Source organism: Arenibacter sp. F20364 (assembly GCF_023015905.1).
Classification (GTDB): domain Bacteria; phylum Bacteroidota; class Bacteroidia; order Flavobacteriales; family Flavobacteriaceae; genus Arenibacter.
The window spans coordinates 112,404-128,135 of the sequence record NZ_JALKBD010000016.1; the positions used below are offsets into that span (position 1 = coordinate 112,404).

Sequence of the window (15,732 nt, forward strand, 5' to 3'; positions counted from 1 at the left end):
ATCATTTTACCGAAATTTAAGGAAATTTAATGCGAATAACACTTAAAAAAACCAAATTATGGACAAAACTATCATAATCTCAAATAGACTACCCGTACAATTACAAATTGACAATGGAAGCATCACTGCAATACCAAGTGTTGGTGGCTTGGCCACGGGTATGAAATCTGTTCATTCTGGGGGTGATAGTTTATGGATCGGTTGGAGTGGATTAACGGATGAAGAGATTCCTGACGGACTTGCTCCTGAAATTGATAAGGCTCTGGCTAAACACGGATCGTCCAAAGTGAATTTAACTTCGGAAGAAGTGGATGGTTTTTATTATGGATTTAGCAACCGTACCATATGGCCTCTTTTTCACTATTTCTTGGAATATTCGGAGTTCGAGATCGAAAGCTGGAATATTTATAAAGCCGTTAATCAAAAATTTGCAGATGCCATTTTAAAAGAAGCAGGGGACAATGATACGATATGGGTTCATGACTATCAATTAATGCTGGTACCCCAAATGGTAAGGGAAGAACGCCCGAATATTTCCATTGGTTTCTTCTTGCATATTCCTTTCCCTTCCTATGAGATCTTTAGAACCATGCCTTGGCGTAAGGAAGTTCTAATGGGCCTGTTGGGATCGGATTTGATCGGTTTTCATACCTATGATTACGAACGTCATTTTTTAAGTTCGGTGCGCAGGTTATTGGGACTGGAGGTTAGTTTCAACGATATCTATTTGGAGGACAGGGTCATCAAAGTAGATTCTTTTCCCATGGGGATCGATTACAAGAAATTTAGCGATGCCGCCAAAAAGCATGATGAAAACAAAAGCGGTCAACGTTCGGAATTACAGCGCAGACTGGATATGCACAAAGAATCGGATCTAGAAGCAAAATTCTTTTTGTCTATAGACCGTTTGGATTATTCCAAAGGGATTGCAAAACGACTCAATGCGTTTGAATACTTTTTAAACAAATACCCCCAGTACAAAGAAAAGGTAAGGCTTATTATCCTTGCGGTGCCTTCAAGATCCAATGTGCCCCAATATCAATTATTAAAAAAAGAAATAGACGAGTTGGTGGGAAGGATCAATGGCGAATTCTCCACCGTGAGCTGGACACCCATCTGGTATTTTTACCGCTCCATGCCTTTCGAGAATCTAATAGATCTATATACCTCCAGCGATATTGCCTGGCTGACGCCCATCCGGGACGGAATGAACCTTGTTGCCAAAGAATATATTGCAACAAGAACGGATAAAACCGGTGTTCTTATCCTGAGTGAAATGGCCGGTTCGGCCAATGAAATGAATGAAGCACTACTCATAAATCCTAATAATTTTGAAGAAATTGCAGATACATTATATGAAGCTATCAATATGCCTGTGGAAGAGCAGCAGGCAAGAAATGCAATTTTGCAAAAAAGATTGGAAAGATATAACGTTGAGAAATGGGCCAATGATTTTATGACCTCTTTGCAAAATCAGAAACTAATAGACCATTCCTATAAGTCGCGCAGATTGTCCAATGACATTCTCAAGACGATAACAAAGGATTATGGAAAGGCAAAGAAAAGATTGATGTTCCTAGACTATGACGGCACCTTGGCAGGTTTTCACGGCGATCCGCAAAAGGCGAATCCGGATAAGGAATTATATGATCTGCTGGACCGCTTGACTGTCCTGGAAAACACGGATGTCTATTTAATAAGCGGTCGAGATAAGGACACTTTTACCAAATGGTTTCTACCTAAGAAGTACAATATGATTGTAGAACATGGGGTGTGGATTTCCGAAAATGGAGAGGATTTTAGAATGCTGGAGAATGTAAAAAAAGACTGGATGGAAAAAATCCATCCCGTATTGGATTCCTTTGTGGATAGGACCCCCGGTAGTTTTATTGAACAAAAAAACTATTCCCTGGCATGGCACTACCGAAAAACCGATCCGGATTTTGGACAAAAACGGGCCACAGAACTCAATACGGTACTCACAAGTCTTATAGCCAATGACGATTTGAGTATTTTAAACGGAAATAAGGTCATAGAAATTAAGAGCAGTAATGTAAACAAAGGTCGGGCGGCAATGCGCGTTTTTTCCCAAAAGGATTATGATTTTGTATTTGCCATTGGCGATGATTGGACCGATGAGTTTATGTTTCAGGAATTACCGGAAAGCGCTATAACGGTAAAGGTGGGTCGACAAAAAACCCAGGCCAGCTATTATGTGGACAGTATTAAAAATGTTCGCGGGTTATTGGAGCATTTTATAGATTAAAAAAGTAAAATCTTCGTAATCAATTGTAGGTTGTAACGACTATTTGTGATTATATCTGTTCCGGAATGTCCATTGTGAAACCCAATACTAAATTGAAATCGGGGTCTTATATTCTGCTGATCATTATAGTTTCGCAGTTTGCGTGCACCTCCTTGTGGTTTGCCGGGAATGCGGTTATTGACGACCTTATCCTGAAAACCGGATTGGGAACCGAAATTATAGGATATGTGCTATCTTCGGTGCAACTTGGTTTCATTTTAGGTACCTTGGTGTTTGCTCTTTTAATGATTGCCGACCGGTTTTCACCTTCTAAAGTCTTTATGCTCAGCGCCTTTTTGGCGGCCCTCTGCAATGCAGTGCTATTGGCCAATGATATTTCTAACATAACGCTTTTTTTGGCTAGGTTGGGGACAGGCTTTTTTCTTGCCGGCATATATCCCGTTGGTATGAAGATTGCGGCCGATTATTATGAAAAAGGGCTTGGAAAAGCTCTGGGGTATCTGGTCGGGGCCCTGGTATTGGGTACTGCATTTCCACATTTATTACAGGGATTGCAATTGGGGAAAGACTACACCATAGTGATCAAAATAACCTCTTTACTTGCCGTTATGGGTGGGGCCACCATATATTTCTGGGTACCTAACGGTCCTTATAGAAAGCCGAGCGCTGTCCTTCAATTACAAGCTGGACTTAGGTTGTTTGGAATAACGGCCTTTAAAGAAGCGGCCATAGGTTACTTTGGCCATATGTGGGAACTATATGCTTTCTGGGCCTTTGTTCCCTTCGCCATAAAAACCTTTAATACCACAAATAATATTCAACTTCCGTTTTCCATATGGACATTCATTATTATTGCTTTGGGTGGAATATCTTGTGCCCTTGGGGGGCATATATCTCTTAGACTAGGAAGTGAAAAAGTGGCTGTGGTTTCACTGATGCTCTCCGGAACCCTATGTTTAATCTCTCCTTTGTTTTTTTTCCTACCAGCGTACTTATTCTTATTTGCCTTCTGCCTTTGGGGAATGCTTGTAGTTGCGGATTCGCCACAATTCTCCACAATGGTTGCTTCTGCAGTACCCATAGATTTAAGGGGCACGGCACTTACCCTAGTTAACTGCATTGGCTTCTTCGTCAGTATAATCAGCATACAATTGCTGACTTACTGGTTGGAAGTTGTAGATTCTATCTATATTTTTACAGTTCTAAGTATTGGTCCTATCATCGGATTATTGGCAATACGAAGAGGAGGACTTAACAAATAATTAAGACGCTAATTTTACGGATAAACGTAAATTACCAAGCCAAAACCCAAGGACGAATGCACAAAGTAATTGCTGTTAGTATATTTCTATTTTCATACTGCCTATTAGGGCAAACAGACCAGCGCATCTATGATATAATAAACGAGGTTTCTGCCGAAAGAATTAAAAAAGATGTCACTGTTTTGGCAAATTTTGGCACACGTCATACCTTGAGCGATACCCTTTCCGATATCAGGGGAATAGGCGCTGCAAGGCGATGGATCAAAAGCGAGTTCGACAGAATTTCCGAAAACTGCAATGATTGTCTTGAGGTTACCTTTCAAAAGGATTTGGTTAAAAAGGAAGAAAGCAATCGGATACCCAAGGATGTTTGGGTAGTTAATGTAGTGGCAATTCAAAAGGGAACTACCTATCCAAATCGCTATATAATTATGAGCGGGGATATTGATTCACGTGTCAGCGATGCCAATAATTACACTTCAGATTCACCTGGAGCCAATGATAATGCCAGTGGTATGGCAGGGACCATAGAGGCTGCTAGGGTCTTATCGAAATATAAATTTGAGAACAGTATTATATATCTGGGACTTTCGGGTGAAGAACAAGGTCTTTTTGGAGGCCAAGGCCTGGTAAAAAGCGCCCAGGAAATGGGATGGGATATTATTGGAATATTCAATAATGACATGATAGGGAATATAAAGGGGGTAGATGGGATTATTAGCAATACCGATTTTAGGATATTTTCTGAGCCTGTACCCCCGACCGAGACAGAAAGGGAAAGAAATATGCGCAGGTATTATGGAGGGGAAGTGGACGGTATTTCCAGACAGTTGGCACGATACGTTCACAAGAACGTGATAACCTATATGCCGGAAATGAACCCAATGATGATCTATAGATTGGACCGCTTTGGCCGCGGTGGCCACCACCGTCCTTTTAATGATGCTGGCTATGCCGGAATAAGGATAATGGAGGCCCATGAAAATTACACCCAACAGCATCAGGATATTCGCCTAGAAAATGGAATTGCCTATGGAGATGTATTGGAACATGTGAATTTTGACTATGCCAAAAAATTAACTTCAGTGAATGCCATTAATCTGGCTTCCTTAGCCTGGGCTCCTCCTGCCCCTAAAGAAGTAAAGATCGGAGGTATTGTAGAACCCTCGGCAAAGTTGCAATGGAGTAAGGTCCCTGGTGCAAAGGGATATAAAATATATTGGAGGGATACCACTTCCCCTACTTGGGACCATAGTAGATTTGTGGGCGATATTTCTGAATTTACCCTTGAGGGCGTAGTATTGGATAATTATTTCTTTGGGGTATCTGCCGTGGGAATGGACGGTTTTGAAAGTGTAGTGGTTTTTCCCAATGCAATTTTAAGGTAAAATAGGACATTAAGAACGAAATTTTATGAGATTAAAATTGCAATTATTTACTGTACTGTTAGGTTTTACCGGGTTTTTATCGGCCCAAGGGCCAAAGCAGCTTTCCGAAGCACCCGGACAACAGGAATGGGTGGATTTCAAAAGGGATAACGGAAGTGTACTTAAGGCATTGGTTGTTTACCCCGAAAATGGTACAGCTACCAAAACGGTTATCCTAATCCACGATAGTTTAGGCTTAAACGAATGGATCAGGGGCTTTTCGGTTAGGTTGGCAGACCAGGGTTTTTTGGTCCTCGCCCCGGACCTGATATCCAATTGCGTTGAGGGTATTGAAAAAACGACCGATTTTGAAAATTCGGATAGAGCTAGGGAAGCCATTTATGCCTTGGACCAGGAGCAAGTGACAAAAGATTTGAACATGGTCTATAATTATGTAGAGAATGATACATTGGGCAAGCGGAAAATCTCCGTAATTGGATTCAGTTGGGGTGGATCCCAAAGTTTCAACTATGCCACACAAAACCCTAACTTGGAAAGTGTGGTGGTGTATTACGGTACGGCACCCAAGGAATTATCGACCTTAAAAGATATCAAATCCCCGGTCTATGGCTTTTATGGCGCTGCCGATAACAGGGTAAATGCGACGATTCCGGATACTGAAAAGGCAATGAAAGAATATGGTAACCTCTATTCCTTTGATATTTATGAAGGTGTTGGTCATGCCTTTATGAGTAGAGGGGCTGTAGAAGCCTATGGACCAAATACTATGGCCTATGAAAAGTCATGGAAAAAATTAATATCGCTTTTAAAATGAAGAAAATAACGATATGCTTGTTGTTCGGTTGGACTCTTTCCTCCTTTTCACAACAGCCGACGTTTACCGAACAGGATTCTCTTAGGGGCAGTATTACTCCGGAACGTTCTTGGTGGGACTTGAATTATTATCATTTGGATGTAAAGGTAGTACCTGAAGAGAAATTTATTTCTGGTAACAACCTAATTCGCTATACTGTATTGGAAGAGCAGCAATTGCTTCAAGTAGATCTGCAACCTCCGTTAATAATTGAAAAAGCAATCCAAGATGGGGAAACCCTAAAAATAACATCGAATGGTAATGCCCATTTTGTTAGGTTGCTAAAACCACAGATAAAAGGGGATGTAAATGAGGTTAAGATCTTTTATTCCGGTCATCCCAAGGTAGCGGTGCGTGCTCCCTGGGACGGTGGATTCTCATGGAAAAAGGACAATAATGGAAAACACTTTATAGCAACTTCCTGTCAGGGATTAGGGGCCAGTGTCTGGTGGCCGAACAAGGATCATATGTACGACGAGGTGGATAGTATGGCCATAAGCATTACAACTCCAAAAGATTTGATGGATGTTTCCAATGGCAGGCTTCTAAAGGTGGAAGAAAATAAAGATAGTAATACCTATCATTGGTATGTGGCCAACCCCATCAACAATTATGGGGTAAATATCAATATAGGGGATTATGTCCATTTTAACGAAACCTATAATGGGGAAAAAGGAAAATTGAAGATGGACTATTATGTGCTTAGGGACAACCTGGAAAAAGCTAAGCATCAGTTTGAGCAGGCCCCATTAATGATGGAAGCCTTTGAACACTGGTTTGGCCCCTACCCTTTTTACGAGGACGGATATAAGTTGGTGGAAGTACCTTATCTGGGAATGGAGCACCAAAGTTCGGTAACTTATGGCAATCAGTTCCAGAACGGATATTTGGGCCGGGACCTTTCCAATACCGGTTGGGGGCTAAAATTCGATTTTATCCTTATCCATGAATCGGGCCATGAGTGGTTTGCCAATAATATAACTTACAAGGATATGGCCGATATGTGGATACACGAAAGCTTTACTGCCTATTCGGAAAACTTGTATGTAGATTACCACTTCGGTAAAAAAGCTGCCTCTGAATATGTATTGGGTACCAGGGCAAATATTAATAACGACAAGCCTATAATTGGCCCTTATAACGTTAACAAACAAGGTTCGGGAGATATGTACTATAAGGGTGCCAATATGTTGCACACCTTAAGGCAACTTCTTGAAGACGATGAAAAATGGCGTACCATCCTTAGGGGGCTCAACAAAGAATTCTACCATAAAACGGTTACCACAAAAGAAATTGAGGATTATATAAGTAAAAGTTCCGGTATTGACCTTTCAGAATTTTTTGATCAATACCTCAGGACCATTAAGATACCCATTTTGGAATATGAGGTAAAGAACAAACAACTACGATACAGATATACCAATATTGTTGGTGGTTTTGATATGCCCGTTAAAATGAGTATCAATGGTAAGGAAGATTGGTATTACCCCAATGCGGGTTGGAAATCAAAAACCTATGAAGAGGATATTCAAACTGTAGAGGTGGATGGAAATTTTTATGTGGACACTAAAAGTATATAATTTTGAAAGGGACCGAAGAATTCTATTTTAAAACGGATGAGGAATGGCGCAAATGGCTACACGATCATCACGAAAATTGTTCTGGGGTTTATCTTATTTTTTATAAGATTTCACATGTACAAGACAGTATGCGATGGGAAGATGCCGTTAAAGTTGCCCTTTGTTATGGGTGGATAGACAGCACGGTCAAAAGCCTTGGTGATGGGAAACGACGTCAATATTTTTGTCCAAGGAATAGAAAAAGTGTTTGGAGTAAATTGAACAAGAAATATATTAAAGAGCTTATAGAGGTTGGAAGAATGCATTCGAGTGGGTTGGCGAAAATTAAGGAGGCAAAAGCGAACGGCTCCTGGAATGCCTTGGATGATGTGGAAAATGGTATTGTTCCTGAGGATTTACAACTTGCCTTTAATGCGCATCCTAAGGCTTATATTAACTACCAAGGTTTTGCCAACAGCTATAGAAAAGGTTATCTTTATTGGCTTAAACAAGCCAAACGGGCAGACACTAGACAGAGGCGGATTACTGAGATTATATCGCTCTGCAAGGAAAACAAAAAGACACGTGAATGATCATTAAATGCTCAGCTACGTGAAATACTAAATTCAATAAAAATATTAAATGGAAATAAATCTAGCAGTACTGATAGATGGAGACAATATTCCCTCAGCCTATGTAAAGGAGATGATGGAAGAAATTGCCAAATACGGAAACCCCACTATAAAAAGAATATATGGTGATTGGACCAACCCTAAATTGGCCAAATGGAAGAATCTTTTACTGGAGAATGCCATTACTCCCATACAACAATATGCATACACCACGGGTAAAAACGCTACCGATTCTGCTATGATCATTGATGCCATGGATATTTTGTATTCCAATAAGGTTAGTGGTTTTTGTATTGTTTCCAGTGATAGCGATTTTACACGCTTGGCCACTAGGTTAAGGGAGGCCGGTATGAATGTAATAGGTATTGGGGAAAAGAAAACCCCCAATCCTTTTATTGTGGCTTGCGATAAGTTTATTTATATAGAGATTCTAAAAAATCAATCAGAGGAAAGCTCTTCCGAATCAGCGGATAGCAGGAGAGGTAAGAAAGACAATGTGGATAAGATTACCCAGAAGGAAATTAAGCTTATTGCTTCCACTATTTCCGACCTTGCCGATGAGGATGGTTGGGCTTTCTTGGGAGATGTAGGTAGCCTACTTCAGAAGAAGCAGCCTAATTTTGATTCCAGGAACTACGGTTTTCAAAAATTGACACCCTTGATTAAGTCGATCAAAAACTTTGAAATAGACCAACGTGAAAATGTCAAGGGAAGGTTTAAATTGATTTACGTCAGAAATAGATAGTATCTTTTAGTGCAAGGCCAAATATTTAAATTGGGAATAAAAAATTATCTTTAATTGTTTCCCTTCCTTAAATGCGTAGACTTAATATGTACAAACAAAAACCTATATCGAAATGAAAAAAATTAGTTTACTTCTTTGTTTTGCGGTTTTTCTTGCCTGTGCTCCGAAAAAGAAAAATATTAGCCCTACTGCTATACTGATCACCGATGTCAATATAGTGGATGTCAATAATGGAAGCATCTTAGAAAATCGCCAAGTGGTGATCGATTCCGGGACGATTAAGACAATAGTCGAATCGGTCGAAAATGCCGATGATTATGTTACTATAATTCCTGGCAAGGACCAATTTCTTATTCCAGGACTTGCGGAAATGCACGCGCATATTCCCCAACCTCCTACAAGTGATGCCCGCATTGAGGAAACGTTATTTTTATACCTATCCAATGGCATTACTACCATTAGGGGAATGTTGGGCCATCCTACCCATCTGGTATTAAGGGAAAAGGCATTAAAAGGGGAAGTTTTGAGCCCCCGGATTTTTACTTCAAGTCCATCATTTAACGGTAATTCAGTTACCACCAAGGAGGAGGCGGTGGAAAAAGTTACCGCTTATAAGAATAAGGGGTACGATTTTCTTAAAATTCATCCCGGGATGCAACTGGACGTCTTTGATCAAATGGTGGAAACGGCCAATGACCTTAATATTCCCTTTTCTGGCCACGTGCCGGTGATGGTGGGCATACGTCATGCCTTGGAAAGCAATTATGCTTCCATAGACCATGTAGATGGTTACTTGGAAGGGCTTGTGCCGGATTCAGAAGAGGTTGATCCGTCCTCCAATGGATTTTTCGGCTATGCCTTTACCCCTTTGGCCGATATTTCCAAAATTGATGAATTGGTGGAACTTTCCAAAAAGAACCAAGTATGGGTAGTACCTACACAAAGTTTGTTTGAGAGATGGTTTGCCCCCATAAGTTCGGATGAATTGTTGAAGCAACCTGAAATGAAATATATGCCAGCTTCCACTTTAGCGGATTGGAAGAGAAGAAAAGACGAATCTACCAAACCTGAAACTGGTTTCAATGAGGAGCAATGGAAGCAATTTACGGTCATTAGGAGAATGTTGATAAGTAAACTACAGGAGAATGGGCACGGACTATTATTAGGTTCGGATGCGCCCCAATTGTTCAACGTTCCAGGCTTTTCCATTCATCATGAGACGGAAGGAATGAAGGAGGCAGGACTTACCCCCTTGGAAATTTTACAATCGGGTACTATTAATCCGGCCAATTTCTTTGGGATGGAGGGGACCTTTGGATCTATAAAAGAAGGTCTGGATGCAGATTTGGTATTATTGAATTCCGATCCCTTAAAAGATATTTCTGCCCTAAAAGAAATTGCGGGTGTTATGGTCCGGGGAAAATGGTTGTCCAAAGAAACCATAGCTGAGAAGTTAAAGGAAATAGCATATAATGCCAAAGACAATTAATATCCGTTAGTCCAACAAAAATCACAAACCGGATTTAAAAGATGTATTCATGATTTCGGATTCCAACATCGAGTCGGAATCGGGAATCAACGGATCCTATTTTAACGGATATCCCAAAAATCAGGAATTTCCGTAGAAAATGTATTTTTGGGCCAGAAGTAGGACAGATTCGATAAAAAAGAAAATTAGATAATAGATTTAAAAACAATAGAAAGAAACGACTTAACATTATGAGGAAAATTTTAGGCTTGCTGATGCTTATATCAGTGTTCACAGTAGAGGCACAAGAAAATGGGGAAAACAAGTTGGGATCCTGGCATATGTATTTCGGGACCAACAAGATCAGCAATAAATTAAGTATCCACACAGAAGCACAGTTACGATATTATGAACAGGCCAAAAATTTCAATCAATTACTTTTGCGTACTGGATTAAACTATCATATTGACCCCAACGCATGGGCCACTTTTGGATACGGTTATATAGTTACTGACGGCAGTTTTGAAGAATTTCCTGATGAAACGAATTCTATTGAACACCGAATTTTTGAACGGTTTTTCCTAAAGAACAAGGTGTGGGAATTTAACTTTGAGCATAGGTATACCTTGGAACAACGTTTTTTGGATTTTGGGGATAGTAACGATGTGCAACATCGGATGCGGTATCGTTTGCAGATGACCCTTCCTTTGACCAATACCTTTTTTCTTAACTTCTATGATGAAATCTTTATCAATCTCCAGGATGATATTTTTGGGCAAAACCGACTCTATGCCGCTTTGGGTATCAACGTTACGGAAAATTTGAGCGTGCAGGCGGGCTATCTGAAAAATCATTTTTCAGGGGCACATTATGACCGACTTCAGATAGGTGTTACCTATAATCCCGACTTAAGGAGTGTACTGAAGAAAAAATAATATCATGAACCATCAAAAAGTAAGTTTTAAAAATGGGAATGGTGAAACCTTGGTAGGTCGCATATCGCTTCCTGCCAATCAACACCCACATAATTTTGTGCTTTTTGCCCATTGTTTTACCTGTAACAAAAACCTTACAGCTATAAGGAATATAAGTCGGGCCCTTACAGCCGATGGCTTTGGGGTTTTGCGATTCGACTTTACAGGTCTTGGAGAAAGTGAGGGTGAATTTTCAGATTCCAATTTTTCAGGAAATGTGGAAGATTTATTGGAAGCGGCCAAATATTTGGAAGAGCATTACATTTCACCAACATTGATTATTGGCCATTCCTTGGGAGGAGCGGCGGCAATTCTTGCCGCGCAACAAATATCCTCTATAAAGGCCATTGCAACTATAGGAGCACCATCCGATCCGTTACATGTAAAACATATTTTTAAAGATGATATTGAAACCATAACGGACAAAGGAACTGCTGAGGTCAATATTGGAGGTAGGAGCTTTACCATAAAAAAGCAGTTTTTGGAAGATTTAAAATCACAATCTTTCCAGGAAACTTTAAAGAATATCGGAAAATCTATTTTGATTCTTCACTCGCCACAGGACAATATTGTGGAAATTAAAAATGCAGAGGAGATTTATATTAGGTCGCACCATCCAAAAAGCTTTGTTTCCCTTGATGGGGCGGACCATTTGCTTAGTAACCCCAAAGACGCCTCCTATACCGGAGAAATTATTGGAAAATGGTCCAAAAGGTATTTGGAGATGCCCGGGGCCATAGCTTTGGAAACCGAACGGGAAGTAGTGTCCAGTTTGGATGCTTCGGATGGATTTACTACTCAAATGAAGGTAGGTAGTCATTATATCACCGCAGACGAGCCTGTTTCATATGGAGGAAACAATTTTGGTCCCTCTCCTTACGAATTGGTTTCCGCTGGCCTATCGGCCTGTACGGCAATGACGATACAGATGTATGTCAAAAGAAAAAAATGGCCTTTAGAAAATGTGGAAGTGCATACCTCCTATCAAAAATTACATGCAGCCGATTGCACGAACTGTGATTCAAGCGAGGCAAAAATAGATACGTTTCAGAGAGAGATCAAACTAACTGGAGACCTGGATGATAAACAAATTGCACGAATAATGGAGATTGCAGACAAATGCCCGGTTCACAAAACCTTAAAAAGCGAAATAAACATCGCCACTACATTGTTGAACAAGTAAACTTCCAATATACTGTCCAAAATTGGAGGGCTTTATTAAAATATGATTAATTCATTTTAAAGAATTGTTCGACAATATTTTTTATGCTTAACTTTAGGCCTAATATTTCAAATAAAATATCATGAAAAAAATAGCTTTTGCATGCTTGGGTTTACTTTTAATTACAGGGATAAGCTGTAAGGATGCCAAAAAAGGGCAAGATGGTGGTGCCGTAGAATTGGAGGCCACCTCTTCCGAAAAATTCAGTGTTGTCAAAGATTCTACCAAAGTAAGTTTTACGGCCTATAAGACCACCGAAAAATTGCCTGTTGGTGGTAAGTTCACCAAAATTAACATTACCAATTCCAATGAGGGCAGTACCGTAATGGAAGCCCTTAATGGTACCACTTTTAGTATTCCAGTAAGCAGCTTGTTCACCAATGACGCTACCGGAACCAGAGATCCCAAGATTTTGGAATTCTTTTTCGGTGTTATGGATAATACAGAACTTATTTCAGGGGTATTTAAGGTTTCAGGTCAGGATAAATGTTCAATAGACGTTACCTTAAACGGTAAAACGGCAAATATTCCCCTAGAACATGAAATGTCTGGTGATAACAGACATTCTTTTAGCGGTGTTATGAATTTGGAAAACTGGGATGCATTAGATGCGGTGGCATCCATAAACAAAGCCTGCGAAGTCCTGCACACAGGGAAGGATGGTGTTAGCAAAACTTGGAGTGATGTCGCTGTACATGCCGATGTCCTTTTACAAAAAAAATAATTTTATAGAAATCCTTCTCTTATTAAGATAGTGACAGGAGATTGGATAGTCCCCATTGAAAATATCCTCTTTCTGAAATTTTAAACAATGGTTATAAATGGAATCCCCGTGTTTGCTTCCGTCAAATACGGGGATTTTATATTCACATAGGATTGTTTTTAACTCAAATAATCCGAATAATACCTCATATCAATGCCCATCTTGACAACAGTTAGCTTATTTCGTAATTTTAGGAATAATGAAAAAATACAGTAACATGAAAAAGATAAAATTTTTGTCCTTGGTACTTCTTTTCATTACGGCCTATGGATGTAAAGAAGTAAAAAAAGAAGCCAAGGAAGCGAAGGAAGGTGTTGAAGCAATGGCGAAGGACATAAAGGAAGAAGTTGAGGTTAAAACCCTTAAATTTTCGCTGGAACCAAAAAGTGATAGTAATGTTAAGGGAGAAATTGGTTTTACGCAAGAAGATGGAACGGTTTACATGAAAGCTACTTTGACGGGATTAACTCCTGGGGAGCATGCCATTCATATTCATGAAAAAGCAGACTGTTCTTCGGCCGATGGAAAATCTACAGGAGGACATTGGAATCCCACCTTTGCTGCCCACGGAAAATGGGGTTCGGCAGAGGGCTATCACAGGGGCGATATTGGGAATTTCACAGCAGATACCGAAGGGAAGGCAAAAGTCGAATTTTCAACTGAACAATGGTGTTTGGGGTGCGAAGACGAGACCAAAAATATTATAGGAAAAGGAGTTATAGTACACCAGGGGGTAGATGATTTTGTTACCCAACCCACCGGTGATGCTGGAGGAAGAGTAAGTTGTGCCGGGATTATTGAGTAGTTACTTTTTTGACACAAATTTATAAAGCTGCTTATTGAGCAGCTTTTTTTATCTTTAAAAAAATTCTTGAATGGAATTAGATGTAATTGTAGAACAATTTCAAAAAAAGGATGCTGCAGCTTTTCAAAAGCTGTACAATATGTATTCCGAAAATATCTGTGGTGTAATAAATACTATTGTAAAGAATACTGATGTTGCCGAAGAGATTTGTCAGGATGTATTTATGAAGGTTTGGAACAATGCCGAGAGCTATAATGCCTCCAAAGGCCGATTCTTTACATGGGTACTAAATATTGCTAGGAATGCAGCCATCGATGAAATTCGCAGTAAGTCGTACAAAAACAGTAAAAAGAACCTTTCTGCTGATTACTTCGTAGGTATTTTGGGAAGTATGGAAGATAGTGAAGGTGGCAATGAAGATATCATCGGGTTAAAGAAACTATTGCTAAATTTAAAGGAAAAGTGTGTTGAGATTATAGAGTTACTTTACTTTAAGGGCCTTACACAGAAGGAAGTATCAAAAGAATTGGATATTCCATTGGGAACGGTTAAAACTAGAAATAGAAGCTGTATTGCCCAAATAAGGACCAACATGGCATTATAATATGGATACAAAGGAATACATATCATCAGGTATATTGGAACTTTACGTTGCAGGGACTCTTTCTGAACTAGAAAATTTAGAGGTGTATCTGAATGCGGAGAAGTATCCCGAGATAAAAAAGGAAATAGAGGACATTGAAGCTTCTGTTTTGTCATTGACCAAATCCGTTTCAACGGGGACAAAAGGATTTGGGGATATTCAAAATAGAATGGCCAGGACAGGTGTAGCCATAACCGAGCCTATAAAGCGAAAAGTAAGTTGGACGGCCTATTTGGGCTGGGCGGCGTCCTTGTTGTTTTTGGCAGGCCTTATATGGCTTTATCAAAAGAACGACCAATTGAAGTTAGATCTGAAAGTGGTTACCACTGAAAATAAGGTTATGGAACAACAGATTGCCGATTCCCAAAATTCTTTGGAAAAAACGGAGGATCTATTGAAAACCATTCGAGACAAGAATATAACGGTAGTAGCCCTTGGTGGGCAGACCGCCTCCCCTACCTCCTATGCAAAAGCTTATTGGAACAAGCAGGAAAAGAAAGTATTTATAGATGCTCAAGGCTTACCCGACCCTCCAGATGGTTTTGTTTACCAAGTGTGGTCCTTGAAACTAGATCCGTTGACACCAACCAGTATGGGTCTGTTAGAGGATTTTGTTGAGGATGATAATAAGGTATTTGCCTTGGCCAACCCCAATGAGTCCGAGGCCTTTGGAATTACTTTGGAACCAGCAGGCGGTAGTGATTCCCCTAATTTGGAACAGTTATATACTTTAGGGGTGGCAACATCATAGAAGTTAAGTATTGTCTATTATAGCAATAATTTTAAAAGGTTTGTGGCGAATTGTTCCTTACAAACCTTTTTTATGTCATTAAATTGAGTTTATAAAACCGCTTTCGTAGTCCTATTTGGACACAAGAGGGGGCGTTTATTAAAGTATATTTTCTTCTTTTAATATAGCTTGGTCCTTAAAATTCTTAAAAAAGGTCTATTAGGTAACAAATGATCTAAAAATCTACTTTTTTGAATGAATTTAACAATTGTTTATTCAGAAAAGGGCCTAAACTTGACCCTTATACGTTAATCTTTAAAATTAAATCACTAGTGTCCCATTAAAATTGGGACGTTTTAAAAATTAAATAAATTTGGCCCATTAAGCCTATTTCGTTCTTTGTCATTTTGAAATTTAGTTTT

At 39.6% G+C, this 15,732-nt stretch carries 14 protein-coding genes; all 14 read left to right on the forward strand.

What is annotated here, in order from left to right:
• Positions 1 to 58 precede the first annotated feature (58 nt).
• Positions 59 to 2,266 (forward strand): bifunctional alpha,alpha-trehalose-phosphate synthase (UDP-forming)/trehalose-phosphatase, encoded by a 2,208-nt coding sequence (locus MWU84_RS14450; RefSeq protein ID WP_246902590.1) that lies wholly within the window; start codon positions 59 to 61, stop codon positions 2,264 to 2,266.
• Positions 2,267 to 2,331: 65 nt separating this feature from the next.
• Positions 2,332 to 3,528: an MFS transporter gene (locus tag MWU84_RS14455; protein ID WP_246902593.1), complete on the forward strand. Its 1,197-nt coding sequence runs from the start codon at positions 2,332 to 2,334 to the stop codon at positions 3,526 to 3,528.
• Between the two features lie 56 nt (positions 3,529 to 3,584).
• Complete coding sequence (locus MWU84_RS14460) at positions 3,585 to 4,916, forward strand: M28 family metallopeptidase (protein ID WP_246902595.1); 1,332 nt, start codon at positions 3,585 to 3,587, stop codon at positions 4,914 to 4,916.
• Between the two features lie 25 nt (positions 4,917 to 4,941).
• On the forward strand, positions 4,942 to 5,730 hold the full coding sequence (locus MWU84_RS14465; RefSeq protein ID WP_246902597.1) for a dienelactone hydrolase family protein: 789 nt from the start codon (positions 4,942 to 4,944) through the stop codon (positions 5,728 to 5,730).
• A complete protein-coding gene (locus MWU84_RS14470; protein WP_246902599.1) occupies positions 5,727 to 7,349 on the forward strand; it encodes a M1 family metallopeptidase in 1,623 nt (540 codons plus the stop codon). The genes MWU84_RS14465 and MWU84_RS14470 overlap by 4 nt, the downstream gene beginning before the upstream one ends.
• Before the next feature lie 2 nt (positions 7,350 to 7,351).
• On the forward strand, positions 7,352 to 7,921 hold the full coding sequence (locus tag MWU84_RS14475) for a YdeI/OmpD-associated family protein (protein ID WP_246902601.1): 570 nt from the start codon (positions 7,352 to 7,354) through the stop codon (positions 7,919 to 7,921).
• Between the two features lie 49 nt (positions 7,922 to 7,970).
• On the forward strand, positions 7,971 to 8,705 hold the full coding sequence (locus MWU84_RS14480) for an NYN domain-containing protein (RefSeq protein ID WP_246902609.1): 735 nt from the start codon (positions 7,971 to 7,973) through the stop codon (positions 8,703 to 8,705).
• 112 nt (positions 8,706 to 8,817) lie between these two features.
• Positions 8,818 to 10,194: an amidohydrolase family protein gene (locus MWU84_RS14485; protein ID WP_246902611.1), complete on the forward strand. Its 1,377-nt coding sequence runs from the start codon at positions 8,818 to 8,820 to the stop codon at positions 10,192 to 10,194.
• Positions 10,195 to 10,424: 230 nt separating this feature from the next.
• The gene (locus MWU84_RS14490) at positions 10,425 to 11,108 is read left to right on the forward strand and encodes a DUF2490 domain-containing protein (protein ID WP_246902613.1); all 684 of its coding nucleotides are present in this window, start codon (positions 10,425 to 10,427) and stop codon (positions 11,106 to 11,108) included.
• 4 nt (positions 11,109 to 11,112) lie between these two features.
• A complete protein-coding gene (locus MWU84_RS14495) occupies positions 11,113 to 12,330 on the forward strand; it encodes a bifunctional alpha/beta hydrolase/OsmC family protein (RefSeq protein WP_246902615.1) in 1,218 nt (405 codons plus the stop codon).
• Positions 12,331 to 12,451: 121 nt separating this feature from the next.
• Complete coding sequence (locus tag MWU84_RS14500) at positions 12,452 to 13,093, forward strand: hypothetical protein (protein ID WP_246902617.1); 642 nt, start codon at positions 12,452 to 12,454, stop codon at positions 13,091 to 13,093.
• Positions 13,094 to 13,349: 256 nt separating this feature from the next.
• The gene (locus tag MWU84_RS14505; protein WP_246902619.1) at positions 13,350 to 13,937 is read left to right on the forward strand and encodes a superoxide dismutase family protein; all 588 of its coding nucleotides are present in this window, start codon (positions 13,350 to 13,352) and stop codon (positions 13,935 to 13,937) included.
• A gap of 70 nt (positions 13,938 to 14,007) precedes the next feature.
• Entirely contained in the window at positions 14,008 to 14,541 is a 534-nt protein-coding gene (locus MWU84_RS14510; RefSeq protein WP_246902620.1) for a sigma-70 family RNA polymerase sigma factor, read from the forward strand.
• Between the two features lies 1 nt (position 14,542).
• On the forward strand, positions 14,543 to 15,331 hold the full coding sequence (locus tag MWU84_RS14515; RefSeq protein ID WP_246902623.1) for an anti-sigma factor: 789 nt from the start codon (positions 14,543 to 14,545) through the stop codon (positions 15,329 to 15,331).
• Positions 15,332 to 15,732: the final 401 nt, after the last annotated feature.

What these genes read in the sequence shown, in the direction of transcription:
- MWU84_RS14450 (WP_246902590.1), top strand. Translation starts at nt 59, where the DNA reads ATGGACAAAACTATCATAATCTCAAATAGACTACCCGTACAATTACAA.
- MWU84_RS14455 (WP_246902593.1), top strand. Translation starts at nt 2,332, where the DNA reads ATGTCCATTGTGAAACCCAATACTAAATTGAAATCGGGGTCTTATATT.
- MWU84_RS14460 (WP_246902595.1), top strand. Translation starts at nt 3,585, where the DNA reads ATGCACAAAGTAATTGCTGTTAGTATATTTCTATTTTCATACTGCCTA.
- MWU84_RS14465 (WP_246902597.1), top strand. Translation starts at nt 4,942, where the DNA reads ATGAGATTAAAATTGCAATTATTTACTGTACTGTTAGGTTTTACCGGG.
- MWU84_RS14470 (WP_246902599.1), top strand. Translation starts at nt 5,727, where the DNA reads ATGAAGAAAATAACGATATGCTTGTTGTTCGGTTGGACTCTTTCCTCC.
- MWU84_RS14480 (WP_246902609.1), top strand. Translation starts at nt 7,971, where the DNA reads ATGGAAATAAATCTAGCAGTACTGATAGATGGAGACAATATTCCCTCA.
- MWU84_RS14485 (WP_246902611.1), top strand. Translation starts at nt 8,818, where the DNA reads ATGAAAAAAATTAGTTTACTTCTTTGTTTTGCGGTTTTTCTTGCCTGT.
- MWU84_RS14490 (WP_246902613.1), top strand. Translation starts at nt 10,425, where the DNA reads ATGAGGAAAATTTTAGGCTTGCTGATGCTTATATCAGTGTTCACAGTA.
- MWU84_RS14495 (WP_246902615.1), top strand. Translation starts at nt 11,113, where the DNA reads ATGAACCATCAAAAAGTAAGTTTTAAAAATGGGAATGGTGAAACCTTG.
- MWU84_RS14500 (WP_246902617.1), top strand. Translation starts at nt 12,452, where the DNA reads ATGAAAAAAATAGCTTTTGCATGCTTGGGTTTACTTTTAATTACAGGG.
- MWU84_RS14505 (WP_246902619.1), top strand. Translation starts at nt 13,350, where the DNA reads ATGAAAAAGATAAAATTTTTGTCCTTGGTACTTCTTTTCATTACGGCC.
- MWU84_RS14510 (WP_246902620.1), top strand. Translation starts at nt 14,008, where the DNA reads ATGGAATTAGATGTAATTGTAGAACAATTTCAAAAAAAGGATGCTGCA.
- MWU84_RS14515 (WP_246902623.1), top strand. Translation starts at nt 14,543, where the DNA reads ATGGATACAAAGGAATACATATCATCAGGTATATTGGAACTTTACGTT.